The sequence below is a fragment of the Nocardiopsis sp. FR4 genome, from assembly GCF_009830945.1.
Classification (GTDB): Bacteria; Actinomycetota; Actinomycetes; order Streptosporangiales; family Streptosporangiaceae; genus Nocardiopsis.
Map to the genome: position 1 here is coordinate 49,338 of NZ_VWVV01000029.1, position 22,550 is coordinate 71,887.

Genomic DNA, 22,550 nt, shown 5'->3' on the forward strand with positions numbered 1-22,550 from the left:
GCCCCGGGGCGGCCCACCCCAGAAAGAGAGACCCCTGTGATCACCTTCGGCGCTCACTCCGACCAGGGCCTGCGAGATTCCCAGCAGGACGCACACCACGTCGTCTTCAACCGCGACACCGGACAATGGGCCGCCGCGCTCGCGGACGGGTTCGGTCCCGAGGACGATGTGGCCGAGGCCGCGCGGGAAGCCACAGTGACGGCAGCCACCAAGGCGGTCCCTTACGATCCCTACGTTGGTCTCGGCGAGGCCGCTGCCCGTCTCGGCCGTGACTACGACGGCGACTGTGTGATGGTCGTGGCCTCCCAGTACACCCCCAACGACGCGATCGACGTCGCATGGGTCGGTGACTGCCGCGCCTACACCTGGGCCGGAGGGGAGCTGACCCAGCTCACCCGCGACCACAACGAAGCCCAGGAACTCCTGGACGCGGGGATGCCCGAGGAGTTCGCGCGCAAGCGCCGCAACATCGTCACCACCAGCGTCGCCCGCAGCTTCGAATCGGAGTACGGCACCAGGTCAGCCGCCGCTCCGGAGTTGGTGTTGCTCACCACGGACGGGGTGCATGACGTGCTCGATGACGAGGAGATCAGCGAGATCGTGTGGCGCTTCGACACCGACCCAGAGGTGTGTGCCCAGGCCCTGGTGGAAGCCGCGCGGGAGGCAGATGCAGACCGTCCGAAGGCAGAGCAGAGCGGGGACAACGCGACGGCGGTCGTCATCCGCCTGTGAAGGGCGGGCGTGGGAGGACTACGCCTCCGCCTGGGCCTCCTGGGCGGCCTTCCTGCGGTCGCGCCGGTGTCGCCGGATGTAGGTGTCCCGGAAAGGGCCGTCTTCCGCGACCTGTGTGGGCGTGGCCTCCCCGGTGTCGAGGAGGCGGTCGATCTCGTCCCAGACCTCCTGGCGGGTCTTGTTGAGGGCCGCTTCCTGTCGGTTGTACTGCCTCGTCAACGCTTTGAGCTTGTCGGTTGCCATGTCCGATTTATAGCACAGGGTTCCGGAAGCTAGTTCCGGAAGAGTCTCGCTGACCTGGGCGGACCGAGCTAAGGTCAAGCCAACCCAAGACCGGAACAATGTTCCGGAATCTCATTCCGTTGGAGTTGTCATGCCCACCGCCCTCCTCCAGGTCACCACCTTCGAAGACCTCGCCGCCGAGCACGCCCCCACCGAATTCACCCTCGTGCCCGGATGCCCCCGGTGGCCCACCTACCTGGAGTGCCCCTGCTGCGGCGACGAACTCGGCGCAGCCGACGAGTTCCACACGGCCTGGATCAGCGAGGCGATCGGCGACGCCATGGAGGACCTCCTCGGCCGGCACGCCGACGAGCGGCGGAGCTGCGGGCGAGAACTCTACGCCGACGCATAAGCGCCCCTGGGCCGCCCCAGCCCGGGGCGGCCCCTCCCCCACCGACACAGGAACGGACCACCACCATGACCACCACCCAGTTCACGTTCGTACCCGCGACCAAGGAGCAGACGAAGGTGAGGGCCGCGTTCACCGGCCCTCCCGGCTCGGGCAAGACCTATACCGCCCTCAAGGTCGCCGCCCACCTCGGAGAGCCGATCGGTGTCATCGACACCGAGAACGGATCCGCGGCCGAGTATTCGACGGAGTTCGACTTCCAGCACCTGGTGATGCGTCACTACGCACCCCAGGACCTGCTGCATGCCATCGCCGCCGCCAACCAGGCTCAGATCGGCGTGCTCATCATTGACACCTGGTCGAAGTTTTGGAACGGCGTCGGTGGTGTCCTCGAACAGGTCGATCACCTGAGCAAGGGCGGCAACAAGTTTGCGACCGGCTGGCGAGACATTCGCCCCGTCGAGGCGGCGATGATCGAGGCGATCACCAGCTTCCCGGGGCACGTCATCGTCACGATGCGCAGCAAGGTCGCCTACGAGGTACAGACCAACAGCTCCGGGAAGGCCGTCCCGGTCAAGATCGGTTTGAAGCCCGAGCAGAGGGACGGCGTGGAGTACGAGTTCTCGCTGATCGGGGACCTCGACCGCGACCACACCATGACGATCACGAAGGCCCGCGCACACGCTCTCGACAGCCAGGTCATTCCCCGACCCGGGGAGGAACTCGCCCAGGAACTCCTGGCGTGGGTCAACGACGGCGTCCCCTCCCCCACGGCGAACAGCCTGCGAGACCAGGCGCTCACGGCCGACGTGACGGTGGAAGCGCTGCGCGGACTGCTCGCGGAAGGGCGACGACGCGGTCTGCTCGGGGCCCCGGTGATCGACCCCGCAACCGAGCAGCCCACGACCCTCGGTGACCTGATCACCCGGCGCGGCAAGGAGGCGGCCTCCCGTGCAGCATGAGGACCTGGTGCTCCTCGTCGCCGCCGCGCTGGTGAAAAGCGAGGTCGGCCAGGCCGATAAGGAACGCCGCAAGGCCCTGGTCTCCGACCTGGTCGAGGACCTGACCAGCACCATGGTTCCCGGCGACCGGACCACGGTCCGCGTCCGCGACGCGACCGGGAAGCCCGTGGCCATCGGCACGGTGCGCGTGGACGACGGGCCGGTCACCGTCACCGTCACGAACCCGCGCTCCTACCTCGACTGGGTGAAAGCCACCGCGGAGAGCGAGATCGAGGAAACCGTCCGCGAGGCGTACACGAAACGCGTGGCGGAGATGGTCCGCAAGCACGGCGGCGTGATCGACCCGGACACGGGCGAGATCGCCGAGGTGCCCGGCATGACACGCACCCAGGGACAGCCCAAGGTCGTCGTCACGCCCGCCTCCGGCGCGAAAGAGGTCCTCTCCGCTTGGTACAGCCACCAGAACTGGCTATCGCACCTCATCAAGGCTCCTACCAGCGAAAACGAGCTTGAGCAGGGGAACACTGTTCCGGTACAGTCTTCCTCAGTTGAGCGGTAAAACCGCACCTCAGGGCCGGTCGGCCACCCCGGCCGGCCCCACCCCGGAAAGGACCCGCATGCCCCACACAGACCCCTCCCCCGACGCCGCGATCCGCTCGGCCGAATGGACCCTCCAGCACTACGGAGCCAACGCCGCCGTCACCCGCCTCCACGACACCCCCACCAGCACCAACGCAGTAGACGAAACCGCCTGGACCCCCGACTGGCCCTACTCCGGAGACCTCGCCCTCTTCATCGAGGAAAACCTGGTGCACCTCTACCTCCGAGGACAGACCTACGCGCTTGCCGCCTTCGACTTCGAGGACCTCGAAGGCCTCGTCCCCCAGGCGATCCACCTCCTACGCACCAAGGAGCGCGCCGACAAGGAGGAGCGCGAGCGGACCATCCACGAGTACGCGGAGAAGCTCCATGCCTCCTACGCCTGCCACCTGGCCAGCCCGGAGCCCTGCATCACCTGCAAGGACTACGCCACCGCGTTCGTGAACAACCTCCCCGCCTAACCACCCCGCCCAGGGGGCGGCACCCCATGCCGCCCCTACCAGCCCCACCCCAGAAAGAGACGCCATGATCCCCGACAACATCCGCCGCAAGGTCCTCGCCCTGCTGGCAAAGGCCGAGGACCCCGCGACCACCGAAGCCGAGGCCGAGGCGTACACGGCGAAGGCCACCGAATGGATGGCCCGCTACGGCATCGACCGCGCCCTGGCCGCCGACCGCAACCCCACCAACGACACCCCGACGGACAAGATCGTCACCATCCCCAACCCCCGCGCCATGGTGAAGGCCCAGTTGTTCTTCCGGATCGCGGAGGCCATGCGGTGCAAGACCGTCCGCATTCCCCACCGGCGCGGTAAGTCCAACGGCACGCAGCGCGTCCACGTTTTCGGGTACACGTCCGACGTCGAGCGCGCGGAGGTCATGTACACCTCTCTCCTCCTTCAGATGATGAACGGTCTCGCGAAGATCACCACCGCCCCCGGAAACGTGCCGATCAAGACGTACAAGCGGTCCTGGGGCCACGGATTCGCGAACAGAGTGGGCGACCGTATCGAGGCCATCGAGCGCCAGGCCGCCCAGGAAGTCACCCCGCAGGCCGAAGGCCGTTCCACCGCCCTGGTACTCGCCAACCGATCCCAGGTGGTCGAAGCCCGCAAGAACACGGTGTACCAGCGCACCACCCGAGGCCGGACCACCTTCAACCTGTCCGGATACCAGGCGGGCGCCGAAGCCGGGAACCGCGCGGACATCGGGCAGACCCGCCTGAACGGCCGGGCCGCACTGGGCCGATAACCATGCCCACCATCTACTGCGCCACCGATGTCCAGACCACGCACGACCACTTTTCCCGACTGGCCGCAGCACGACGCAAACGCACGGCGATGCTCGGACAGTGGCGAATGCGCCTGGGTCTGGGCAGCACCGACCGGCCGGTGATGGACCACAGCAAGGTGGTGGGGTTCCGCTGCGAGGAGCCCCACCACCTGCTCCCCGGATGGCGGTACGAGACCCGCACCCGGACCCTCCGACCGGACCGGCGCACGAACGACGGCCTCCTGGCCTCCGCCGAGCTACGCGAGATCCCCAGCGGACGCATCGGAGGCAACCCCCAGGACCAGCCGTGGCCCGGAGGTATGCCCTCCACCGTCATGTACCGGCAACCCCCACCCGAAGGAGGGAGCCCGCGGTGGCGGATCGGCACCCCCAAAGCCTTCTTCTACGGCAACCGCCTGGCCATGGAGTGGGACCACATGCCCCCGGAACACGCCCAGCACATCCGGCTCGGCCTGTGGGAGGACGTCACCGCCGACTGGGAGTTCATGCTCCTCCTCCGATCCCTGACACCCCTACGAAAGGACGACCTGTGAGGATCCGGTTCCCCGGCACCCCGGTTCGCGTCGGTGAAACCTGGCGCCACTGCAACCCCCGAGACAAGATCGTCGTCCGCGTCACCAAGTTGTCCGACACCCGCATCGAGGTCGTAGACGCCGCGACGGGGAAACGCCCCCGTTCACTCCTGCGGCACTCCTTCCACGCCTCTCCGGTGACGCACACGGGAGCCCAGCGGAAGACTGGCTACGTCCAGGTCAGCGCCGCGCCGCTCCCCACCCCAGAGGAAAGAATCCGCGACGCGATCCAGCTCGTCCGCGAAGCGAAGACCGCCACCAGCGTCGACCTCGACAAGCTCCTAGCCGACCTGGACGAGGCGCTTCTCCCCCTCCCCTTCTGACCATCTCGGGGCCGCCCTGCGCGGGCGGCCCTTTCACCCAGGAAGCCCCACATGCTTTACACCCTGCACTTCACCGGCCAGGCGACACGCACCGTCGACGTGGACGCCCTCGACCTCGACGAGGCTCTCGGGCAATGCGACGACTTCCCCTTCCACGACGACACCGACGTCGACATCGAATGGCACTACCACCACGCCACCCTTGATGGGCACCTGGTCCAGGAGGAGCCGAGTCTCCACGAACAGCTCACGACGGAAGCCAACGGGCTCAACGAGGAGCTCATCAAGGCCCGTCGAGAGCTGGAGTTTTTGAAGGAGCAGGAACGGCTCCTCGACGCGGCGACCACGTTCGAGTTCACCGGGCCGCAGGGGACCGCGACCGTCACCCGACACCTCGACAGGTGGTTCGTGCACCACGCCGCAGCCGGACCTAAGGGGTGGGCCCAGTACACCACCCGCCCTGAGGCGATCGGCCGCGCCCAGGAGCTCGTCGGCTAATTCCCGTCGCTACCCGCCCCAGCCCGTTCCCGACCTCGGGGCGGGCCTTCCCGCTCTGGAGCTGACATGACCACCCGCCTCGCCCCCGAGTATCGGTCCCTGCACAAGGTCGCCAAGCGGCACGGTTGGACGGTGACCCGTCGCGCACGGCATCTGGAGTGGCGACCACCCCACGGAGCCGGATGGGTCATCACCTCACTCACTCCGTCCGATCACCGCTCCTGGAAGAACGACCGCGCAGCGCTCCGCCGCGCCGGACTCCCCATCCCTCACTAGACCTCGGAGAACCTCTATGCACCACGACACCCACCGCGAGTGCGCTCGCGGACGACACTGCCGCTCCGCCACGACCACCCTCGAGGGTCACCTCTCGCCCGCACTCACCTCGCGCACCTTCTGCGACCCGTGCGCGGCCGACATCACCCACGCCCTCCACCAGTTCCCCGAGCACTACGAGGAGCTGGGGCACCTGCTCCGGGAGAAGAACAGACACACCACCGCGGAGAAGGTCTCCACCAGCCGCCCCGAACCGCCCTCCCCGCTGGACTTGGAGGTGGACCGGCTCATGGTCAACATGGGTGATCTCCTGGTGTCTTGGGAGGAGCGGGTCCGCGCCGTCGCCGGCCTCGATCCCGCCCCGGCCAACGTGTCGTGGGGGCAGCGCACTGAGATGATCCGCAGGGCCTGCCTCGTTCTCGCCCGGTTCGTGCCTACGCTGATCGGACTGTCACCTGAGCCGATGCGTCGTGTGCTCACCACGGAGGACCTCGGGAAGCTCCCGGAAGACGTTCTCGGGGTGGTCCGCCCGGAGTATGTCGACGCCTACCCCGACCTGTCCGGCGCCGACGCGGGACGGGAAATCCTCTGGTTGCACCGCCGCGCCGAAGCAGTCACCGGGCAGGCCGTAAAGACCGTCACTCTGGACGGGGTGCCGTGTCCTTCCTGCGGGCTGATGATGCTCACCCGCAGGGCTGGGGAGGATGCCGTGTGGTGTGCGGGGTGTCGGACCGCAATCCCTATCGGGGAGTACACGGAGTGGACCTGTCAGCTGACACGACAGGTGGAGTGACCTGTACCAAAGGGCGCCTTGTGACGAAGTGTCCTCTGTAGTGATCACGAGAGATATCGCGTGTCCCGAGGCTCGCGGTGGCAGGGATGGATGCTCGCCTGGCTTATGAAGGGACCCATGGTCTCAGCTGCCACCCCGATAAATTACCAGGAGGCAGTGAGGTTTTCTCAACGAAGATCATTTCCACTGCCCGTTGAGGACAAGAGCCGCGCGGGCAATGTCTCCGATCCGGTTCGGGCTAAGCGTGACACGCTTCAACGTCCTCCAGCGCTCCTTGAGCTCGGCGGCGGTGCGCTCGCCGAGCGCGCGAACGTGCCGCAACAGCGCGTTGTACATCCGGGTATCCGCGTGGAGCGCCCCTTCGCCTTTGCCCGTAGGGCGCTTGATGGGGGTGTGTACGCCGATACCCGCGCCCTGATAGCCCTTGTCCGCCAGGGTGGGCAGGCCCTCGGCCGCTGCTTTGTACAGGGCAGGCAGGGCGTGGATGCGGGCGGCGGTGATGTCGGGGGTGGAGCCGGGTTCGGCCTCGGAGACCCACAGCGGGGTGCCGTCCGGCGCGGACAGGAACTGGATGTTGCCGCCGAAGGCCTTGTGTTTCTGGCTGAACCACAGGTCATTGCCGTTCTCACGGACTTCCGCGAGACGGTCGGACTCGATCAGCGTGCCGTCGAGGACAAGGTGTGCCATGCCTTCGCTGTGACAGCGGGTCAGGACCTCATGTAGGTCGGGGGCCTGGTCGGTGAGGACGTCGATGCCTTCGTGTAGGTAGCGGTAGCCGGTGGCCTGGGAAACGTCGGCGTCACGGGCCAGGCAGTGCACGCAGCCGTGCTCACGGAACCAGCGCAGCACCAGCACCGCCTGGCGGAAGGGGCCGAGTGTCCGCGAGCCCTTCGGGGTGCCGATCCGCCGCCGGTGGGCGGCCAGGTGACGGGCGAGGAACTCAACGAGGTGGCGCGGGACGTCGAGGGTGGCAGAATAGGTGACCAACGTGAAGCCTCTGGTAGCTACGGACATGATCTTGTGGTGAGACCTGTCCTACCAGGGGTTTCACGTCTGTCTGGGGTCAGGGTCGGCCCGTACCGTCTTGTGTTCGCTCACAGCAACCTGCTATTTCGCTGAGAAAACCTCAGTGGTGGCTGAGTTCCCCGGGAGCATGATGCCCGCTCCACTTGGGAGCCCCGGCCTGCAGCCAAGATCACCGCATGGAGTCACTAAAGGTAACGATTTCGGCGGGATAATCTCACCCAGGGTGAACCAGGCCCATAGCCTGCACACCTGTTTCCGCTGTCCCGATCGCTCTTGGCCACACCAAAGCCTTTGAGCACGGCGAAGGCACACCTGCGCACGCTCGCCAATACCACAACTAACCCCAGAAACACATCACCCTCAAATGCAACAAAAGAATAAATTTCTCACAAAGAAACAGCATACTCCACTGTCGCGAGAAAGTTAATGCAGGTCAACCGCACTTAGGGCGAAACATCACTCTAACCATGAACCATGGCTTCATGTTCAGCTAAACCTTATGGTACGATCACCATGAAACATGCATTAGTTTCCCCCATAAGAGAGAAAGATGTTCCCCCAAAAAAGAACTCAGATCGCAGCCTCTCTTCTTGGAATCAGCCTCGTTGGAATCGTACCAAGCAACGCATTTGCCAATGAGTCAAACCAAGATCCCTTTGCTCAGCTGCAAACCGCCAAAATCGATCTTGGTGAGATCGATATCAATACACCATCTCACGTGTCGACCTTCAGCTCGACAGACGAATCTACTTCCAAAGTAGATGAATATCTGGAACAGCAGGCGCGGGAGGGAAACCTCGTTGATATCGGCGATGTGAGAACGGCACAGCTAGCTGATCCACTCACAGAAGGCACAATTGATCTCGTATGGGTAGATGGTCTCATTCCCAGCGAGATCAACCGGTCCGAGCTGCCACTGGATGACGAACAAAGCCAAAGCGGCATCGGTGTAGGATTCGCCCAGGAACCCGCGACAGAAGAAGAATTCAACTCCCAGACAGTAGGCATGGGATACAACTATGCAGAGCCAAATGGGATGTATAGAGTATCTAACGACTGCTGGTGGGGGTATTTTGAGCCAGCCTATTCATCCGAAGCCGGAAACCATCATCAAATGATGAGTTGCTATGAGAAATGGGCCGAATCAGGCACCAGGGAATGGGCATATAACCGGTGGGGGCTTTGGGACATGGCCGCTCACTCTTGGGGCAGAGCTGAGACAGTCGATTACACTATTCGCAGTCGCCCTTGGGCAGGAACCTCGAGCGACATCACCAAGCTCAATAGGTGGGTTCCCCTCGGTCCTTCGCAGTGCACTCCTTCAGGAGGCACTTTCAGCCTGACCTTCGCAGGAGCCGGGATCTCCGTTCCTATTGGAGACTGCACCAATACAGAGGTTGATCCCAATCTCGCTGAACGTTCAATGGGTATCGACTGGAATGGGAAAAGCAGTAACCAACTGGGGCTCGACTTCGCAATGCATGTGACGGCTCGCGACTCCAGCCTCATCCCCTCGTTCGCAGACTACAACTGGGCTGAAGTCCAGAACTGCGGAGCATTCTGCGCTCCTGGTAACCCGGTCTATGCACATGTCCACAAAGATAGCGGCTGGTAAATAAGTTGCTTCAATTGAAGAACAATGGGATGCCTCGCACCAAGCGGGGCATCCCGCCCTTGTATTTTATTTTTATTTCATTTCTTGCGCTCGCAGTAGTGGGTTCTCTTTGTTACATAAAAACAACAGGCGTGGGCACTATCCGGTCCGCAGGTCCGCTTGAGAAAGAAGATCCATGTGAGAATCCAACACCAAGAGAAACTTGCTCTTTTGTTGCCACTGGTTCGGGTACAAGTCGCTACGGGTTCATAAGAGGAACAGGCGAAGAAGCAGTCATCGTTGATGTGGGTGGCCCAGGGTCTTCCATCCTCTCAGGCAGTATAAGGTTGGAAGAACTTGCTTCCTCCTTCTCTCTCCCGAACGATTATAGCTTCGTCTTCGTCGAGGAACCTTGGGTCCAAAAAGATAACTCCGAAGACTGCAGGAACATGCTGCAAACCTTCTATGCCGAAACGCGGAAGGAAGGAAGCCCGAACTCAGGATCAGCAGAAGCACTCGTTAAAAATTGTCAAATTGAAAACCAGGAATCATGGAGTTTCACGAAAGAATCTTATAGTGAAATCGTTGAAGCGATCGAGATAAAGGAAGATGTCAAAGTAAAAGCCTTCCTAGGTTACTCATTCGGTTCCGCCAGGCTTTCCTATCTGGAAGGACGCGACTTGGACTGGGTGACATTGATCAGGCCTTTTCCGGTTGGCGCAAGCGGGGAAGAACTGATCAACTCCAGAGCAAACCAAGCCCAAAAAATAATCAGCAACATGGAAACAAGTAGACTGCCAGGCGGGAATAACCTAAATGGGAGATCTATTCCAGTAGAAGAGTTCGACTATATATCCGCAGAAATAGCCCTAGGCTATCTCACCCCTCGAGAAATATCTGTTTACTCAGATAAGTTGCGCGAAAGACAAGATGACCAGCTGGCTGGAGAGCTATCTGATTCGCTCTGGCTAAGGTATGGCGAAAGCTCGATGTCTCCAGCTTACCTATCCTACCTGTCAGAGGTCTGCAACATAACTTCGGGTTGGCCCCAGGAAGAGTACTCGAGTCACAGTCACCTTTCTGTGATTTCTGGAATGCACACCCCTTGCTCTTTTATGGATGGCCAATACCAAGATTTTTCCGTTTCATCAAAGGAAACTTGCGTGGTGGTTTCCGAAAATGATCCATTGACTGATCCCGGCTTGATTAGAAGATATTTTGAGGAAATCGAAGATGTCACGTGGATCGAGTCCAAAGAAAACTCCCACCACTCTTCCGATGGAACCATGGAATGTCTAAACGCCATTCAAAAATAACTATTAGCATCCGCCTCTCCGTTTTTCTGATCGGTAATCTTCTATGTTTGGAAGTTCACAAAAAACATGGGGTCATGGTCGAATGAAGTCAAAGGCAAAGGTGGCATCCCAGCTTCTGGTACTAACCTTCCTGATAGCTTCCTGTGCTACATCTCAGGAACATCAGTGGAATGCGAAAATTTCCGTGAGCAATATTTCGGAGAGCCCGCTCGCCCTGCGTAATGAACACAGTCTCATCTGGTCCGGCGAAGAGCTACTGGTTTGGGGTGGCCACAGCACAACTCAGCACGACTCCTTCTCCGATGGCGCCGCCTATTCACCTGAAACTGATTCCTGGCGAAGGATAGCGGAGGGAGAACTGGAGCCGAGAACCCGACACACAGCCGTCCTAGTAAGAGAACGAATGCTGGTCTGGGGCGGGTTCACTCCTGATTATTCTAACCGCGAAGACGGTCACCTGACACGAGAAGGAGCCTTCTACGACCCTAAAACGGATACTTGGGAACCTATTGCGGAAGCGCCGGAGGCGAGGTCCTCGGCACGAGCGGTCAACCTCGACCAGCATGTGATTTTTGCAGGAGGATATAATGAACTTGGAAGCAATAGTCTTCTCATATACTCACTAGTGGATGACACCTGGGAAACCATCCCCTTAACAGGGGCAGATGCGGGTTTCCAGGTATACGACCTGCAAGTGCTCAATGACTCGGTAATGATCATCGGAAATTCTTCGCTCAAACTGTCCATGGCGATGTTCCGTGTGGGTGAAACAAGCGCTCCAGTCCAGAGCATCACCGGTTTGGAGGAGATCCAGGCGGAGCACATTTTCACAGGGCTGGCAATCTCGCCTACGGGTGAAGCGCTAATGGCGGTGCGAGGCGGAGAACAAACAAATCTGTATGAGCTTGACGAACAGGGTCAGGCGGAATTGGTAGGCGAACTAGATTACAGCGATTTTCGCCCTCCAGTTTCCTCAGCCTCTTATCAATCCCAGGCGGGAGAAATGGAGTTCCTAAACGAGGCTATGTTGATAGCAACCGCACCTGGGGAATTTAGCCTTTGGAATCTGGAGGAAGGTACACACCACCGTTCACAGGAAAATGAACTGAAAGGCTACTGCGACCTTCTCATACCCATTTCGGAGAATACATTGCTCGGCTGGGGCGGTTTTGGATGTGAACCGACAGGAGTCAAGGTCGACATGAATACCTAGTGCTCCGTTAGCAGGGTTAGAGATCCTACGTCTATCTGTTTCTGGAATTTAAGGACAGGTTAGTTCTGATCGGGTCATATGAGGGCCTTTGGGTGGATCGGTGACGAGTTCAAAAAGCACAAGCTTGATCACTTGCTTACGAATTGGTGCGTGATAGCGGGTGAGGCAAGGGATGAACGGCTGTGGCATGATCCCGCCGTGACGATCAAGGCCAACCATGCGGTCCTGGCCCATCCACGGCTCACCGGAATCTCCCAACACCACCTGGCCGCGCTCGTGGAGAAGCTGGCCCGCCCCTGGGAAGCGGCCGTTAAAGACCACCAGTACCAGGTCCGGGTCGGGGCGAGGAAACGGGCTGCCGGAGCCGGTGCCGGGCACCGATTGGTCTTCGTCGACCGCCTAGTGGCCACCCTGATCCACCTGCGCCATGACCTACCGCACGCGGTCCTGGGGCGGCTGTTCGGAGTGGACCGGTCCACCGTCACGCGGGCTGGGAGCCAGATTCGCGTGCTGTTGGCCGAGCGGGGGTGCGCAGTCCCGAACCGTCCGGGGGTGCGTCTGCCCACCTTGTCGGACGTGTTCGCTTACGCCCAAGCCGAGGGTGTGGAACTGCGGTTGGATGCCACCGAAGTCCAGGTGCGCCGGCCCCGTGCGGGTCGGGGCGGGCAGCGGGCGTTCGTGGCGGGTAAGAAGAAGCAGGACACGATGAAGGCCACCGTCGTGGCCGACCACCGCGGGCGCACGCTGTGGACCGGCTTCCTGCGCCCCGGACGCATGCACGATGCCACAGCGGTTCGGCTCGAAGGCATCGACGCGTGCTTCCGCCACTTCTCAGAGGTAGAAGTGCTGCTGGACGACGGTTACTTCGGTCTGCGGCGTGATCACCCAGGTCAGGCCATCACACCACCGCGCAAGCCGAACCGGAGCGCCCTGCCCGAGTTCCACGAGCGGTGGAAGCACCACCGCCACACGCATTCCTCAGATCGGATCACCGTCGAACACGCCCTGGCCGACCACAAGCGCTGGAAGCAGTTGACACGCTGGACCCACCGGCACGAGAACCTACCGGGCCATCGCCGGACTGGTCTCCGACCGCACCGCGAACATCTGAAAAGCACGGCAGACGGGGCCACCACGCCTCACCCGCTATCACGCACCCACTCGTAATAACAGCCGCTGTCCCCTACCGCTGCCGCGTTTACGCCCCGACCGTCTTGGCAATGACGGGATTTGCTATCCGTGGCTGGCTTAATCTCGATTGGGCTGCCTCATCCGCGGTTCGTGTTCCTCAGTGCAGGGTTTCGCCTCGGGCTTCCTTCCGACCCCACCTCGCGATGACACCGTTGCCTTCGGCTCACGGTTAGCACCGTCTCTTCCCGCAAGAGACTTTCGACCTCAAGCGCCAGGCGTACCAGCGATGACGCCCCTGAGGGTTCCTCCGGGTCATTTTTGGTGCTTCTGCTGTGCCTGCAAGCACTTCGTACCGAGGAAGTACGTGTAGAAGAGGAGGAGGGGATGGGCGGCCGGCCCAGAGGCCCTAAGAGGAAAACCGCCCACCCCGCACCAAACAACTCACTGAAACAGGAGCCATCTCCACCATGGTAGAGGATCGGCCGACAGAGACCCTCCAACAGATCGCGGATCGGTATAAGACGACGCTGAACATGGTGCGACGGAAGTGGTCCCACCACGCCGCGTGGCCCCGTCCTGCTGGCAAGGAGGGCCAAGCCTTCATCTACTACTCCGACGAGGTGGACGAGGCGACCCGGGTCATCTTCGGTCTGCCCCCGGAGGAGGGCTCACCCGATGACCTCCTGACGTGGGAAGGGGTGTGCGCCTACTTGACCAAGGGCACCGTCACGGCCGAGCAGATGTACCACCGCCGTTGGAAGGGCACATGGCCCCGGGGGAGGGTTGTGGACGGGGTCGAGCGGTGGACCCGCGAGGAGGCCGAGGCCGCGCATGTGGCGATCGTGCGATCCCGGGGTGGACGCGGCAACCCCTTGCTCTAGGTCCCATCCTAGGTATGGTCTGACCACAGCTGAGGGGCAGGAAACCCCAACGCGGCACCGAACGGCCTACCGAGGAGTACGCATGACCTTCCAGCCCGGCGACCGCATCACCTACACCGGCGACAACACGAACTGCCACGGCCTGACAGGCGGCATCCTCAAGGCCTGCGACTGCGACCTTTGTGACCACCAGCAGGAGACGGCAGGCGCCGAAGGCGAAACCCCCACCCCCCGCTACGTATGCCTGGGCAGCCGGAACTCCTGGAGCATGTGGGTCGTGCACCACGTACCCGCCGAGCACATGAGCCCGCGCCCCTAACCGCGACAGCCCCCGGATCACCGGGGGCTTTCCTTTTCCCAACGCTCTTGCTCTAGGTCCTATTTTCCTTAAGCTGACGACCACGGCGGGGCAGGAAACCCCGCCTCCACCGAACGACACCGGAAGACCACATGCGCATCATCGACACGCCCCTCTACAAGGCCGCCGCCCGCGCCCTGGGCGACATGGACCTCCTCGACGCCGAAGTCGAAACCGCACGCGCCGCGACCTGGACGCAGCCCGAAGGCGAGCAGCGCATCAACGCAGTCCGGCACTACTTCGCGCTGCGCCGCGACCAGGAGGCCGCCCGCGCCCGGTACGCCGAGGCCAGCGATCGACTCACCACGGCCTGCCTCGCCCTGGGCGTCACCCCGCCCCTGCCCACCGTCTAGCCACCCCCCGGGGGCTGCCGCAGGGCAGCCCCCACCGAACGGAGTCCCATGCCCTACGCCCCCATGCTTGGCCGCCTTCACCCTGGCCACCTTTCGCCGTGCCGGTATGCCTCCCGGGGGTGCCGGTGCTACGTGCCCTCGGGACAAACGGGCACTCGGGCGAAAGTTCTGCGCCGGAAGTCCCAACGCGCCAAGGAGAAGCGCGCACTGGCCCGGAGTGTGTTCCGAGACCGGTAGCTCCCCACAAGAAACCGGCGCGTTATCTTCCAGGAACCAGCTTGTCTTGCTCTAGGTCCCATCTAGCGTAAGCTCAAGACCAGAAAGCGGGGCAGGAAACCCCGCCAGCGCCAAACGACCAAGGGAGCAAAGATGCACATCACCGAGACGCCGATCTACAAGGCCGCCACCGCCGCCCTGGAGGCGAAGATCTACCTGGAGGACGAAGTCAAGCGCGCATACGACGCCGCCCTGAAGCAGCCCCGGGGCGAGGAGCAAATGGCGATTTCCTTCTACTACCTCAGCCTTTGCGGGGACCTGAAGGCCGTAGAGCAGTACTACGCCGAGACCACGATGAACCTGATCGTCGCCTGCCGCGCCCTGGGAATCGAGCCCACCATTCCTACGGCGTAACGAAGCAACCAAGGGGCACCTTCGGGTGCCCCTTTTTGCCTGAACGCCCCCACTATGAGCGATACAGGTAACTCCATCGTCCAAGTACCAACCCCAAATTTCGACTTGCTCTAGGTCGCATCTTCCTTAAGCTGGAGCCAGAAAACAGCGACAGGAAGGGACGAAATCATGAGCGCCAACGACACCCTCAAGGGCCTCGAAGACCTCACCGAAAACGAGTACCAGAAACTCGTGAAACTAGGAGCCGAAGTGCAGGCATGCAGGGCCATCGTCAACATTTCCAGGAATCTCAGTTTCCTCGGAGTCCTCGACGACGCAGAGTACGCCTTCACTGAGGCATGCGAGCAGTACGGGGCCGACCCTGACGAAATGAGAATGGAACTCGCCTAAAACCAGGGTTCCTCTGGCACCGAAAAACCAGGGGAACCCTGCTTGCTTCACCCCCCACACCGAGACAAGCTGAAGCCAACACCGAAACGAAAAGGAAAACACGATGAACATTGACGACAGCGGTTACATCTTCGACGAAGGTTTCAGCGAGAACGCGATCCTGGCCATCCTCGACGCCTGCGCCGAAGACAACGGATTTACGCCCCCCAACGGCAACGAGGGCGACATGATCGACCGGTTCGTGCGCGCATTCAACCGGTGCGCACCCAAAAATTACACCTTGAACGCCACAGACGCGACCATCGAAGCACCCTGGTGCAGCGAACTGGAAGAGGTAGAGAACGACATCCGCGACCCCAAAGAGATCATCCCCGACGACGAATCAGCCTCCTGGAAGCCCACCGAAGAGGAGATCGAAGATCTTTTCTACGAGACCGCGGAGAACGCTTTGAAAACCTTCTGGAAGAAATAGCACCGACAGATAAATAACTACGGCCAGCGGGCAGGAAACCCGCTCCTCCGCACCAAACGAAACCATCCCAGGAGCCACAATGTTGCACCCCATGGCCGCCACCGCACCGCCCACCACCCTCACCTTCAATAGCACCCACGCAGTCATCACAGGAGTCCGCTACCAGCACCTCGGCACATGCCGCGTATGCCGCAAGAGCAGCCACACATGGAGCGACAACGGCGAACTCCGCGTCGGCCTGCACATCCGCAACAACGGGAAGACCTGCCGGTGGTACTCCGAACTCCACCCCGCACCCCCGGTCCCCCATGACGCCTGCCCCCACTGCGGAGCAACAGGACGGTGGTGGTACCCGATGCGGAACACCAGCCCTCTCGACAGCAACCCCTACTACGTGAGCGCCATGGGTGACGCCTACGAGCGAGAGCAGGAGGTGTACGCACGCCTCCGAGAGGTGCGTCCCGAGGCGTGTGAACGTGCCGACCGCGCCGACGCGCGAGGCCACAAGCGGTTTCCGGCCCCGAAGGGTGCGTGACCTCATGCCCGACCTCGACCACGCCAGCGACGAGTTCCGCGCGCTCCTCACGGTGACCGTCTACGCCGTACTGACCACCGCGGGCCCCTCCCTCACCTTCGACATGGAAGCGATCAAGGCCCACGCCGAAGCCCGGGTCCTCTTCAAGCAGGTCTGCGACCTCGGCGGCATCCACCCCGACGACATCGCTGCCTACTTGTAACCCCCCGGTGGGGCGGGCAGGAAACCCGCCCCACCACACCACACGACACACCAGGAGCCCACCCATGTCCCTCTCCCCGTACTACGAAGGCGCACCCGAGTGGTACATCCGCGCCGCCAGGGAAGCACTCCAGCCCCTCCCGAACTGGCTCACCATGCCGTCACCAGGACACAGCGCCGAGGTGCTCCACGACCACGAGCACGGACAGGTCAACATCGCGGTCGCCATCGACACCGGCCGAACGCAGTACTACGACCGGCCGCGCCCCGGAGCGGCACGGGAGCAGTGGACGAAGGCCCGCATCGACGTGGCAGAACGGTTGGAGCAGGCCGGTTTCACCGTCACCCGGCTCACGCTCGCCGGTTTCAAGGCCACCGCCCCCGAACCCGATCCCAACGACACCCCCACGGTCGAGCTTGTCCGCTCCCCGGTGCTCGGCGAGGTCGGCCGGTACACCGCACACATCGCGGGACACCCCGAGCTGGTCGGCGACATCGACGCACACTTCGAGGTGATGCACAGCAACGGCTACACCCTGACCAGCCCGAAGAACACCACGGTCGGCCGGTACCCCACCGAACACGACGCCGCCCACGCCTGGGCCCTCCACTGCGGATTCCCGCCGCCCACCATCGTCACCCGCTGAACACGACCCACGGAAAGGACCTCGTGCACGCCCCCATGCTCGCCGCGACCCGGCGCCCCGGACACCTGGATTGCCGGTGCCAGGAGATCGATCCCACCTCGCAGCGCCGGGCACGGCGCTGGATCAGAAGGCAGAAGCACACCTGCAAGCACGCCGCTCGCCGGTACTGGAAGCGGCTGCTGCGCACCGAGATCACCCCGTATCTGTAAGCGCCTGGGGGCAGGCAGGAAACCTGCCCCACCACCAACGACACCGAAAGAGCCACCACCATGAGCACCGACAAACCGTCCTTCGCAGAGCGCGAGGAAGCCCGCCGCGACCGCGCGCTGGAGCGGGCCGACAGGTTCTCCGGGTACGCGGGCAACGCCGCACGCCGAGCAGACGCCGTGCACCGCCGCGCTGACGACATCGCGGAGCACTTCCCCCTCGGACAGCCGATCCTTCGAGGCCACTACTCCGAGCGGCGCGCACGCCGCGACCAGGAGCGCGTCACCAAGGCCATGTTCAAAGGCGTGGAAGAGGCCGGCCGCGCGAAGTACTGGACGAATCGAACAGAAGGTGTCGAACGCAACCTGGAGAAGCGGTACGACCCGCACGTCACCCTGCGGCGAATCGACCGGCTCGAAGCCGAGCAGCGCAGCATCGTCCGGCACCTACGCGACCCGTGGGATGAAGCCCACCGGGTACAGCTCCTCAACCGCCAGTCCGAGATCGAGGAGGAGCTCGTCTACTGGCGCAAGGTCGTAGAGGAAGCAGAGGCGTCCGGTGTGAAGGTGTTCTCCTCCGAGGACTTCAGCAAGGGCGACTTCGCGCTCATCGATGGCGTGTGGTGCGAGGTCAAACGCGTCAGCAAGAAGACGGTCACCATCGGGTCCCTGATCGGCATGGTCGGCCGGAAGATCTACCGACTCTCCGACAACCCGTATGGGTGGACCGACACTGTGGTGTACAGCAAGGTCAGGGGCAGGAAGAGCGCAGAGGAGATCGGTTAGCAGATGTAGAGCGCAGGGGCGTGCCAACGAGAGTACGCACGCCCCTTCTGTTCGCTGCGGACGGTGTGCTCTGATAGACGAGCTTTCCTCAGCCTTGGATGGTGTCCCATGGTGAAGATGACCGGCCAACCCCGCTCCCTCCCCCTCCCGTCAGGAGGGGTCTCTGGGAAACAGAAGTTCAGCCATATCAAGCACAGCGAGCGCAACCAGATGAGAGGAGCGGGGATGAGCTGGAAGGAGATCGCCGCAGAGAACAAGCGACGGAAGAACACCGGAGCCCCTCCCGTCCACTAACACCCCTAGAAACTTTTTCAGGCGCGACACGCCGGGCGTGTCAAGTTTCAGAGCCCGGCACGTAACGCGTTACGTTTGAGGCCTGGAAGAACCATGCCCTCAACCGATCCGGTTGGGGGCTTTCGTGTGTCCGGAGGTGCTCGCGTGGAGCTGCTCGACGTCAACCAGCTACTGACCTACGAGCAGGCCGCGCGCCAGGCCGGTGTCAGCGTGCCCACGGTGCGCATGTGGAAGAACCGTGGCCACCTCCCGGTCGCCCAGGACCCGCACGGCCGCGATATCTACGTCGGCCGCTCCCCGCGCTTCCGGCTCCTCGACGTCGCCAAGGCCGAGCACGCTACCCGGCAGGCAGCGCGCCGTCGCCCTCTCGTCCCGGCCTGAAACATCTCGACGGCCGCTCCTCCCCTACCCCTTCGGTGTCTCCGCTCGGCGCCGTCTTCGCCTCGGCCGTCGCCAGGGATCGGTGGCCGACCGCGCGTGTCCCATCCCTCGCCTGATCTCTGGGGGACCTCTACCTGTGCAGCAGACTCTGCCCACCGACGCCAAGCCCCGTATCGACGTGGACGGCATCTTTCCGTTCTCGATCCTGCGCTCCGACCGGGGTATCTGGCAGAACCGCAAGAAGGCCTGGGCTGAGCTGGGCTTCGACTCCCAGGCCGGACGCGAGGGCGTCAAGACCTGGGACACCAGCTCACCGTTCGGCAAGCAGCAGCTTATGAAGATCAGCAACGGGCTGAGCACCTTCGACCCTGTTCTGGCCGAGGTCAGTTACGAGTGGTACGTCCTCCCGAACGGCAAGATCCTCGACCCGTTCGCCGGGGGCAGCGTGCGCGGCCTCGTCGCCGGACACGGCGGTTACGACTACCTCGGTGTGGATCTGTCCGCCCGCCAGGTCGAGGCCAATGAACTCCAGGTCGAGGACTGGCAGCAGCGCGGACTGATCGAGGGCAGCGTCGAGTACATCACCGGCGACGCCGCCGACGTCGTCCCGAAGCTGGCTGACGAGTCCTTTGACTACGTGTTCACGTGTCCGCCGTACCACGATTTGGAGGTCTACTCCGACGCTCCCGATGACCTCTCCAACATGGAGTGGGACGACTTCGTGGACGCCTACACGCACGTGATCGCGGAGTCCGCGCGCACCCTGAAGAACGACCGGTTCGCGACGTGGGTGGTCGGAGACCTCCGGGATCGGAAGGGCAACATCCGCGGGCTCGTCCCGCTGACCATCGCCGCCCACGAGGCAGCCGGGATGCACCTGTACAACGACGCGATCTTGCAGAACGTGCTCGGGACCGTTCCCCTGCGGGTCGGCAACCAGTGGCGGGCCTCCCGGAAGATGGGGCGTCACCACCAGTACGTCCTGACCTTCGTCAAGGGCGACGCCAAGAAGGCCACCCGTAACATCACCAGCCCGGAAGCCGAATGACCTCCTCCCTGCTCGCCCACGCCCAGGCCTTCCCCGACTTCACCCCGACCATCACCCCGATCGAGGAACACGACGGGATTCTGGTGAAGCGCGAGGACGCCTGGGCGCGCGGTGGCGCCTCCGGTGCCAAGGCCCGCGCCCTGTTTACCGTGGCTTCCGGCAGCCAGGGAATCGTGTCTGCTGGGGCGCGTATCAGCCCTCAGTTGGAGCGGGCTGCGCTCGTCGCCCACGCCCTCGGCATTCCCGCACGACTCCACACCGGTTGGGGCAAGGTCACCCCGGAAACCTCCGTGGCCGTGTCCGCTGGTGCGGAGCTGTTCCGCCACCGTCCCGGACGACTCTCGGTCATCCGCGCCCGTTACCGGGCCGACGCCGAACGCTACGAACCCCTGGGGTGGGCGTGCGTCCCTTTCGGCATGGAACACCCCACCTACCTTCAGCAGGTCTCTGAGCAGGCGTCACGCCTGCCGTGGGTGCGTCGGATTATCGTCCCGGTTGGGTCGGGGATGACGCTCGCCGCGATCCTGCGCGGCCTGAACGCCTCGGCCAACCCCTCCCCCGTGCTCGGTGTGCGGGTCGGCGGCGACCCCACCCGGACCCTGAACTGGTACGCGCCCGGGTGGGAGGACCGCGCCACGCTCGTGGACGCCCAGGACAGCTTCGACACCGCAGTCGGCAACATGCTCGGTGACCTGCGACTGGACCCGCACTACGAGGCCAAGACCCTGCCCTTCCTCCAGGAAGGCGACCTTCTGTGGGCGGTCGGAATCCGCGCCTCCGCCCTCACCTAAAAGACGTGCCCGGCAGGCACCAGGAAACCAACACACCAGGTGGGGCGCAGCATCTCGCCACCACCACACCGCCTGTGATCCCTGCCGGGCAACACACGTGTCCTCCAGCGTGTGGCTCCACCACCCCCACACACCTCTCCCTGGGTGGATGTCGAGCCCGCTGGAGGACACCCAATCCTTTCCCCGGTGCTGGAGAGCCGCGCCATAAGCACGCTGGTGATCATCGCCGACGACATACACCACCTACGCGAATCCACCCAGCCTGCTGTGATATGTGCAGGGAATATTGGGTTAACGACTCAACAGCACACGAACTGCGGAAATTAATTTAGCCCAGAGCAGACCGACTCAAAAATCAGCCTCTCCTCGGCCGCTTCAACACGTATCGAGAACCGATCTTTGCTGTCGGTGTCGAATCGATTCCGACAAGCTCCCATCCTTGAGCGCCAAGTTCGTTGAGCTTCTTCTGCGGGTCGTACATTTTTTCCACAACCATGTACTCCCACATCTGTGGAATCGCCTGCGTGTGCACCACTTGAGGAGGTGCTGCCCCTGGGTGAGGCTGTTGGTAATGCTGCTGGTTATACATCGTTCTCCTCCCACCCTACTAGCTCACGCCGCAGAGAATCATTGGTAGGCGCTACGGATTCGCGGAACGTTCGGCAAGCTCGCTTGGGATGCCCTACAGGCCATGCTTCTCCATAAAAGCAAGCATCTTTGCCCGCCGCTTCGCGTACTCCTCTGGGGTGATTTTCCCCGTGTCCAACATCGCGTTCAGTTCCGCAAGTGGCTTCGCCACAAGTGGATGATCCAAACCCTGTGGTGTCTGCTCCATCGACACATCCCGCCACGTCTTCACCGGACCCGCGTCTGGGGCAAGTATCGCCTGTTCCAGCTCCGGGCCTCCCCACGCCACCTTGAACGAGCGCGGCCCGGCAGCAGTGTGCAGCGTCATCTTCCCCAACGATCGGTCCACCCCAGCGACGGGGAGCAGCACCGTCGATGTGGCTGGCCTCCCGAACAACGCGGCGGCCACGAATAGCACACGTTTACTGGTAGCAACCGCCACAGCGGCTTTCCCGTCGAGGCTGACGGACCCAACGGCGTTCACAGTCTCGCTGCTGTTCAGTTCACGATCAGCCGCAGCGAGGGCCTTCTTCAGACCGATGAACGATCCGTGTCGGGCTGCCCGTTCGAGGTCTTCACGCACAGCTTCACGCCCTTTCTGGCGTTGCGGGGGACTTAGGCTCTTATGATCCCACCACTCCAGTCCTGGAAGAAACCGTGAGCATCCTCCAGATCACCGTTCCCAACGCGGATGAGGCAGTTCGTCACCGCGCCGTCGAAGCCCTCATCAACCAAGACGTGCAGATCCAGGCCGCCACCCTCAACGACAGCACCCCAACCCAGCCGAAGCGCGACTTCGCTGGTGTGGTGCTCGGAGCGGGATTCGCCGTGATCTTCGGAGCGCTGACCGCCTACCTGGCCTTCCTCGGCGGGTGGTGGATCGCCCCCGGTGTCCTCAGCGCCCTGCTCAGCCTCGTCGGCCTGATTGGAATCGTCGCTTCCCTCACCGAACAGGGCCGCTGACAGCTGTGCCGGCCACTACGCACAGCG

At 62.9% G+C, this 22,550-nt stretch carries 33 protein-coding genes; 29 read left to right on the forward strand and 4 right to left on the reverse strand.

Going from position 1 to position 22,550, the window contains the following annotated elements; all coding sequences use genetic code 11:
• The first annotated feature begins 36 nt into the window (after positions 1-36).
• Complete coding sequence (locus FYW95_RS22530) at positions 37-732, forward strand: PP2C family protein-serine/threonine phosphatase (RefSeq protein WP_160050737.1); 696 nt, start codon at positions 37-39, stop codon at positions 730-732.
• A gap of 18 nt (positions 733-750) precedes the next feature.
• Here the strand turns inward: FYW95_RS22530 and FYW95_RS22535 are convergent, their stop codons facing one another.
• Positions 751-975, reverse strand: a complete 225-nt coding sequence (locus tag FYW95_RS22535; RefSeq protein ID WP_160050738.1) for a hypothetical protein — start codon at positions 973-975, stop codon at positions 751-753.
• A gap of 130 nt (positions 976-1,105) precedes the next feature.
• On the opposite strand from FYW95_RS22535, the gene FYW95_RS22540 reads away from it, so the two are divergent.
• The 9 genes from FYW95_RS22540 to FYW95_RS22580 all read left to right on the forward strand — a co-directional run bounded on the left by FYW95_RS22540 (position 1,106) and on the right by FYW95_RS22580 (position 6,680).
• Complete coding sequence (locus FYW95_RS22540) at positions 1,106-1,366, forward strand: hypothetical protein (protein ID WP_160050739.1); 261 nt, start codon at positions 1,106-1,108, stop codon at positions 1,364-1,366.
• 65 nt (positions 1,367-1,431) lie between these two features.
• Positions 1,432-2,325, forward strand: a complete 894-nt coding sequence (locus tag FYW95_RS22545) for an AAA family ATPase (RefSeq protein WP_160050740.1) — start codon at positions 1,432-1,434, stop codon at positions 2,323-2,325.
• Entirely contained in the window at positions 2,315-2,884 is a 570-nt protein-coding gene (locus FYW95_RS22550) for a hypothetical protein (RefSeq protein WP_160050741.1), read from the forward strand. Before FYW95_RS22545 ends, FYW95_RS22550 begins: the two co-directional genes overlap by 11 nt.
• Positions 2,885-2,942: 58 nt before the next feature.
• Positions 2,943-3,386 (forward strand): hypothetical protein, encoded by a 444-nt coding sequence (locus FYW95_RS22555; protein WP_160050742.1) that lies wholly within the window; start codon positions 2,943-2,945, stop codon positions 3,384-3,386.
• Positions 3,387-3,450: 64 nt separating this feature from the next.
• Positions 3,451-4,176, forward strand: coding sequence for a DUF2786 domain-containing protein (locus FYW95_RS22560; RefSeq protein ID WP_160050743.1), 726 nt, complete (start codon positions 3,451-3,453; stop codon positions 4,174-4,176).
• Between the two features lie 2 nt (positions 4,177-4,178).
• Positions 4,179-4,751, forward strand: coding sequence for a hypothetical protein (locus FYW95_RS22565; protein ID WP_160050744.1), 573 nt, complete (start codon positions 4,179-4,181; stop codon positions 4,749-4,751).
• Complete coding sequence (locus tag FYW95_RS22570) at positions 4,748-5,113, forward strand: hypothetical protein (RefSeq protein WP_160050745.1); 366 nt, start codon at positions 4,748-4,750, stop codon at positions 5,111-5,113. The genes FYW95_RS22565 and FYW95_RS22570 overlap by 4 nt, the downstream gene beginning before the upstream one ends.
• 51 nt (positions 5,114-5,164) lie before the next feature.
• A complete protein-coding gene (locus FYW95_RS22575; protein WP_160050746.1) occupies positions 5,165-5,611 on the forward strand; it encodes a hypothetical protein in 447 nt (148 codons plus the stop codon).
• 292 nt (positions 5,612-5,903) lie between these two features.
• A complete protein-coding gene (locus FYW95_RS22580) occupies positions 5,904-6,680 on the forward strand; it encodes a hypothetical protein (protein WP_160050747.1) in 777 nt (258 codons plus the stop codon).
• A gap of 177 nt (positions 6,681-6,857) precedes the next feature.
• Here the strand turns inward: FYW95_RS22580 and FYW95_RS22585 are convergent, their stop codons facing one another.
• A complete protein-coding gene (locus tag FYW95_RS22585) occupies positions 6,858-7,667 on the reverse strand; it encodes a transposase family protein (protein ID WP_160050793.1) in 810 nt (269 codons plus the stop codon).
• 589 nt (positions 7,668-8,256) lie between these two features.
• On the opposite strand from FYW95_RS22585, the gene FYW95_RS22590 reads away from it, so the two are divergent.
• The 18 genes from FYW95_RS22590 (at position 8,257) to FYW95_RS22675 (ending at position 20,933) form a co-directional block, all read left to right on the forward strand.
• Positions 8,257-9,321: a hypothetical protein gene (locus FYW95_RS22590; RefSeq protein WP_160050748.1), complete on the forward strand. Its 1,065-nt coding sequence runs from the start codon at positions 8,257-8,259 to the stop codon at positions 9,319-9,321.
• Positions 9,322-9,350: 29 nt separating this feature from the next.
• A complete protein-coding gene (locus FYW95_RS22595; protein ID WP_160050749.1) occupies positions 9,351-10,616 on the forward strand; it encodes a hypothetical protein in 1,266 nt (421 codons plus the stop codon).
• A gap of 82 nt (positions 10,617-10,698) precedes the next feature.
• Positions 10,699-11,829, forward strand: coding sequence for a Kelch repeat-containing protein (locus FYW95_RS22600; protein WP_160050750.1), 1,131 nt, complete (start codon positions 10,699-10,701; stop codon positions 11,827-11,829).
• Between the two features lie 198 nt (positions 11,830-12,027).
• Positions 12,028-12,996 carry a transposase family protein gene (locus tag FYW95_RS22605; protein WP_201294989.1) on the forward strand — a complete coding sequence of 323 codons (969 nt, stop codon included), beginning with the start codon at positions 12,028-12,030 and terminating at the stop codon, positions 12,994-12,996.
• Positions 12,997-13,493: 497 nt separating this feature from the next.
• Complete coding sequence (locus FYW95_RS22610; protein WP_160050751.1) at positions 13,494-13,841, forward strand: hypothetical protein; 348 nt, start codon at positions 13,494-13,496, stop codon at positions 13,839-13,841.
• Between the two features lie 82 nt (positions 13,842-13,923).
• A complete protein-coding gene (locus FYW95_RS22615; RefSeq protein ID WP_160050752.1) occupies positions 13,924-14,160 on the forward strand; it encodes a hypothetical protein in 237 nt (78 codons plus the stop codon).
• Positions 14,161-14,291: 131 nt separating this feature from the next.
• Entirely contained in the window at positions 14,292-14,552 is a 261-nt protein-coding gene (locus FYW95_RS22620; protein ID WP_160050753.1) for a hypothetical protein, read from the forward strand.
• A 369-nt stretch (positions 14,553-14,921) separates the two neighbouring features.
• Complete coding sequence (locus FYW95_RS22625; RefSeq protein ID WP_160050754.1) at positions 14,922-15,182, forward strand: hypothetical protein; 261 nt, start codon at positions 14,922-14,924, stop codon at positions 15,180-15,182.
• Between the two features lie 168 nt (positions 15,183-15,350).
• A complete protein-coding gene (locus FYW95_RS22630; protein WP_160050755.1) occupies positions 15,351-15,572 on the forward strand; it encodes a hypothetical protein in 222 nt (73 codons plus the stop codon).
• 103 nt (positions 15,573-15,675) lie between these two features.
• Positions 15,676-16,044: a hypothetical protein gene (locus FYW95_RS22635; RefSeq protein WP_160050756.1), complete on the forward strand. Its 369-nt coding sequence runs from the start codon at positions 15,676-15,678 to the stop codon at positions 16,042-16,044.
• Positions 16,045-16,123: 79 nt separating this feature from the next.
• Entirely contained in the window at positions 16,124-16,579 is a 456-nt protein-coding gene (locus FYW95_RS22640; protein WP_160050757.1) for a hypothetical protein, read from the forward strand.
• Between the two features lie 4 nt (positions 16,580-16,583).
• A complete protein-coding gene (locus FYW95_RS22645) occupies positions 16,584-16,781 on the forward strand; it encodes a hypothetical protein (protein WP_160050758.1) in 198 nt (65 codons plus the stop codon).
• A gap of 64 nt (positions 16,782-16,845) precedes the next feature.
• The gene (locus FYW95_RS22650; RefSeq protein WP_160050759.1) at positions 16,846-17,427 is read left to right on the forward strand and encodes a hypothetical protein; all 582 of its coding nucleotides are present in this window, start codon (positions 16,846-16,848) and stop codon (positions 17,425-17,427) included.
• Between the two features lie 23 nt (positions 17,428-17,450).
• Positions 17,451-17,636, forward strand: coding sequence for a hypothetical protein (locus FYW95_RS22655; RefSeq protein ID WP_160050760.1), 186 nt, complete (start codon positions 17,451-17,453; stop codon positions 17,634-17,636).
• Between the two features lie 60 nt (positions 17,637-17,696).
• Positions 17,697-18,419, forward strand: coding sequence for a DUF3560 domain-containing protein (locus FYW95_RS22660; protein ID WP_160050761.1), 723 nt, complete (start codon positions 17,697-17,699; stop codon positions 18,417-18,419).
• A 438-nt stretch (positions 18,420-18,857) separates the two neighbouring features.
• Positions 18,858-19,094 carry a MerR family transcriptional regulator gene (locus FYW95_RS22665; RefSeq protein WP_160050762.1) on the forward strand — a complete coding sequence of 79 codons (237 nt, stop codon included), beginning with the start codon at positions 18,858-18,860 and terminating at the stop codon, positions 19,092-19,094.
• Between the two features lie 136 nt (positions 19,095-19,230).
• Positions 19,231-20,142 (forward strand): class I SAM-dependent methyltransferase, encoded by a 912-nt coding sequence (locus FYW95_RS22670; protein ID WP_236572276.1) that lies wholly within the window; start codon positions 19,231-19,233, stop codon positions 20,140-20,142.
• Positions 20,139-20,933: a hypothetical protein gene (locus FYW95_RS22675; protein WP_160050763.1), complete on the forward strand. Its 795-nt coding sequence runs from the start codon at positions 20,139-20,141 to the stop codon at positions 20,931-20,933. Before FYW95_RS22670 ends, FYW95_RS22675 begins: the two co-directional genes overlap by 4 nt.
• Before the next feature lie 355 nt (positions 20,934-21,288).
• On the opposite strand, the gene FYW95_RS22680 is transcribed toward FYW95_RS22675, so the two are convergent.
• Together FYW95_RS22680 and FYW95_RS22685 are read right to left on the reverse strand one after the other, a co-directional pair.
• The gene (locus FYW95_RS22680; protein ID WP_160050764.1) at positions 21,289-21,522 is read right to left on the reverse strand and encodes a DUF4177 domain-containing protein; all 234 of its coding nucleotides are present in this window, start codon (positions 21,520-21,522) and stop codon (positions 21,289-21,291) included.
• 93 nt (positions 21,523-21,615) lie between these two features.
• A complete protein-coding gene (locus FYW95_RS22685; protein WP_160050765.1) occupies positions 21,616-22,143 on the reverse strand; it encodes a hypothetical protein in 528 nt (175 codons plus the stop codon).
• 74 nt (positions 22,144-22,217) lie between these two features.
• Here FYW95_RS22685 and FYW95_RS22690 point away from each other — a divergent pair, with 74 nt between their 5' ends.
• Positions 22,218-22,523: a hypothetical protein gene (locus tag FYW95_RS22690; protein ID WP_160050766.1), complete on the forward strand. Its 306-nt coding sequence runs from the start codon at positions 22,218-22,220 to the stop codon at positions 22,521-22,523.
• Positions 22,524-22,550: the final 27 nt, after the last annotated feature.

Excerpts from the sequence above, each read along its gene's own strand:
- FYW95_RS22610 (WP_160050751.1), top strand. The coding sequence starts at position 13,494 with ATGGTGCGACGGAAGTGGTCCCACCACGCCGCGTGGCCCCGTCCTGCT.
- FYW95_RS22620 (WP_160050753.1), top strand. The coding sequence starts at position 14,292 with ATGCGCATCATCGACACGCCCCTCTACAAGGCCGCCGCCCGCGCCCTG.
- FYW95_RS22575 (WP_160050746.1), top strand. The coding sequence starts at position 5,165 with ATGCTTTACACCCTGCACTTCACCGGCCAGGCGACACGCACCGTCGAC.
- FYW95_RS22625 (WP_160050754.1), top strand. The coding sequence starts at position 14,922 with ATGCACATCACCGAGACGCCGATCTACAAGGCCGCCACCGCCGCCCTG.
- FYW95_RS22580 (WP_160050747.1), top strand. The coding sequence starts at position 5,904 with ATGCACCACGACACCCACCGCGAGTGCGCTCGCGGACGACACTGCCGC.
- FYW95_RS22535 (WP_160050738.1), bottom strand. The coding sequence starts at position 975 with ATGGCAACCGACAAGCTCAAAGCGTTGACGAGGCAGTACAACCGACAG.
- FYW95_RS22595 (WP_160050749.1), top strand. The coding sequence starts at position 9,351 with ATGCCTCGCACCAAGCGGGGCATCCCGCCCTTGTATTTTATTTTTATT.
- FYW95_RS22640 (WP_160050757.1), top strand. The coding sequence starts at position 16,124 with ATGTTGCACCCCATGGCCGCCACCGCACCGCCCACCACCCTCACCTTC.
- FYW95_RS22645 (WP_160050758.1), top strand. The coding sequence starts at position 16,584 with ATGCCCGACCTCGACCACGCCAGCGACGAGTTCCGCGCGCTCCTCACG.
- FYW95_RS22660 (WP_160050761.1), top strand. The coding sequence starts at position 17,697 with ATGAGCACCGACAAACCGTCCTTCGCAGAGCGCGAGGAAGCCCGCCGC.
- FYW95_RS22590 (WP_160050748.1), top strand. The coding sequence starts at position 8,257 with ATGTTCCCCCAAAAAAGAACTCAGATCGCAGCCTCTCTTCTTGGAATC.
- FYW95_RS22545 (WP_160050740.1), top strand. The coding sequence starts at position 1,432 with ATGACCACCACCCAGTTCACGTTCGTACCCGCGACCAAGGAGCAGACG.
- FYW95_RS22600 (WP_160050750.1), top strand. The coding sequence starts at position 10,699 with ATGAAGTCAAAGGCAAAGGTGGCATCCCAGCTTCTGGTACTAACCTTC.
- FYW95_RS22680 (WP_160050764.1), bottom strand. The coding sequence starts at position 21,522 with ATGTATAACCAGCAGCATTACCAACAGCCTCACCCAGGGGCAGCACCT.
- FYW95_RS22630 (WP_160050755.1), top strand. The coding sequence starts at position 15,351 with ATGAGCGCCAACGACACCCTCAAGGGCCTCGAAGACCTCACCGAAAAC.
- FYW95_RS22675 (WP_160050763.1), top strand. The coding sequence starts at position 20,139 with ATGACCTCCTCCCTGCTCGCCCACGCCCAGGCCTTCCCCGACTTCACC.
- FYW95_RS22540 (WP_160050739.1), top strand. The coding sequence starts at position 1,106 with ATGCCCACCGCCCTCCTCCAGGTCACCACCTTCGAAGACCTCGCCGCC.
- FYW95_RS22650 (WP_160050759.1), top strand. The coding sequence starts at position 16,846 with ATGTCCCTCTCCCCGTACTACGAAGGCGCACCCGAGTGGTACATCCGC.
- FYW95_RS22635 (WP_160050756.1), top strand. The coding sequence starts at position 15,676 with ATGAACATTGACGACAGCGGTTACATCTTCGACGAAGGTTTCAGCGAG.
- FYW95_RS22615 (WP_160050752.1), top strand. The coding sequence starts at position 13,924 with ATGACCTTCCAGCCCGGCGACCGCATCACCTACACCGGCGACAACACG.
- FYW95_RS22560 (WP_160050743.1), top strand. The coding sequence starts at position 3,451 with ATGATCCCCGACAACATCCGCCGCAAGGTCCTCGCCCTGCTGGCAAAG.
- FYW95_RS22555 (WP_160050742.1), top strand. The coding sequence starts at position 2,943 with ATGCCCCACACAGACCCCTCCCCCGACGCCGCGATCCGCTCGGCCGAA.
- FYW95_RS22565 (WP_160050744.1), top strand. The coding sequence starts at position 4,179 with ATGCCCACCATCTACTGCGCCACCGATGTCCAGACCACGCACGACCAC.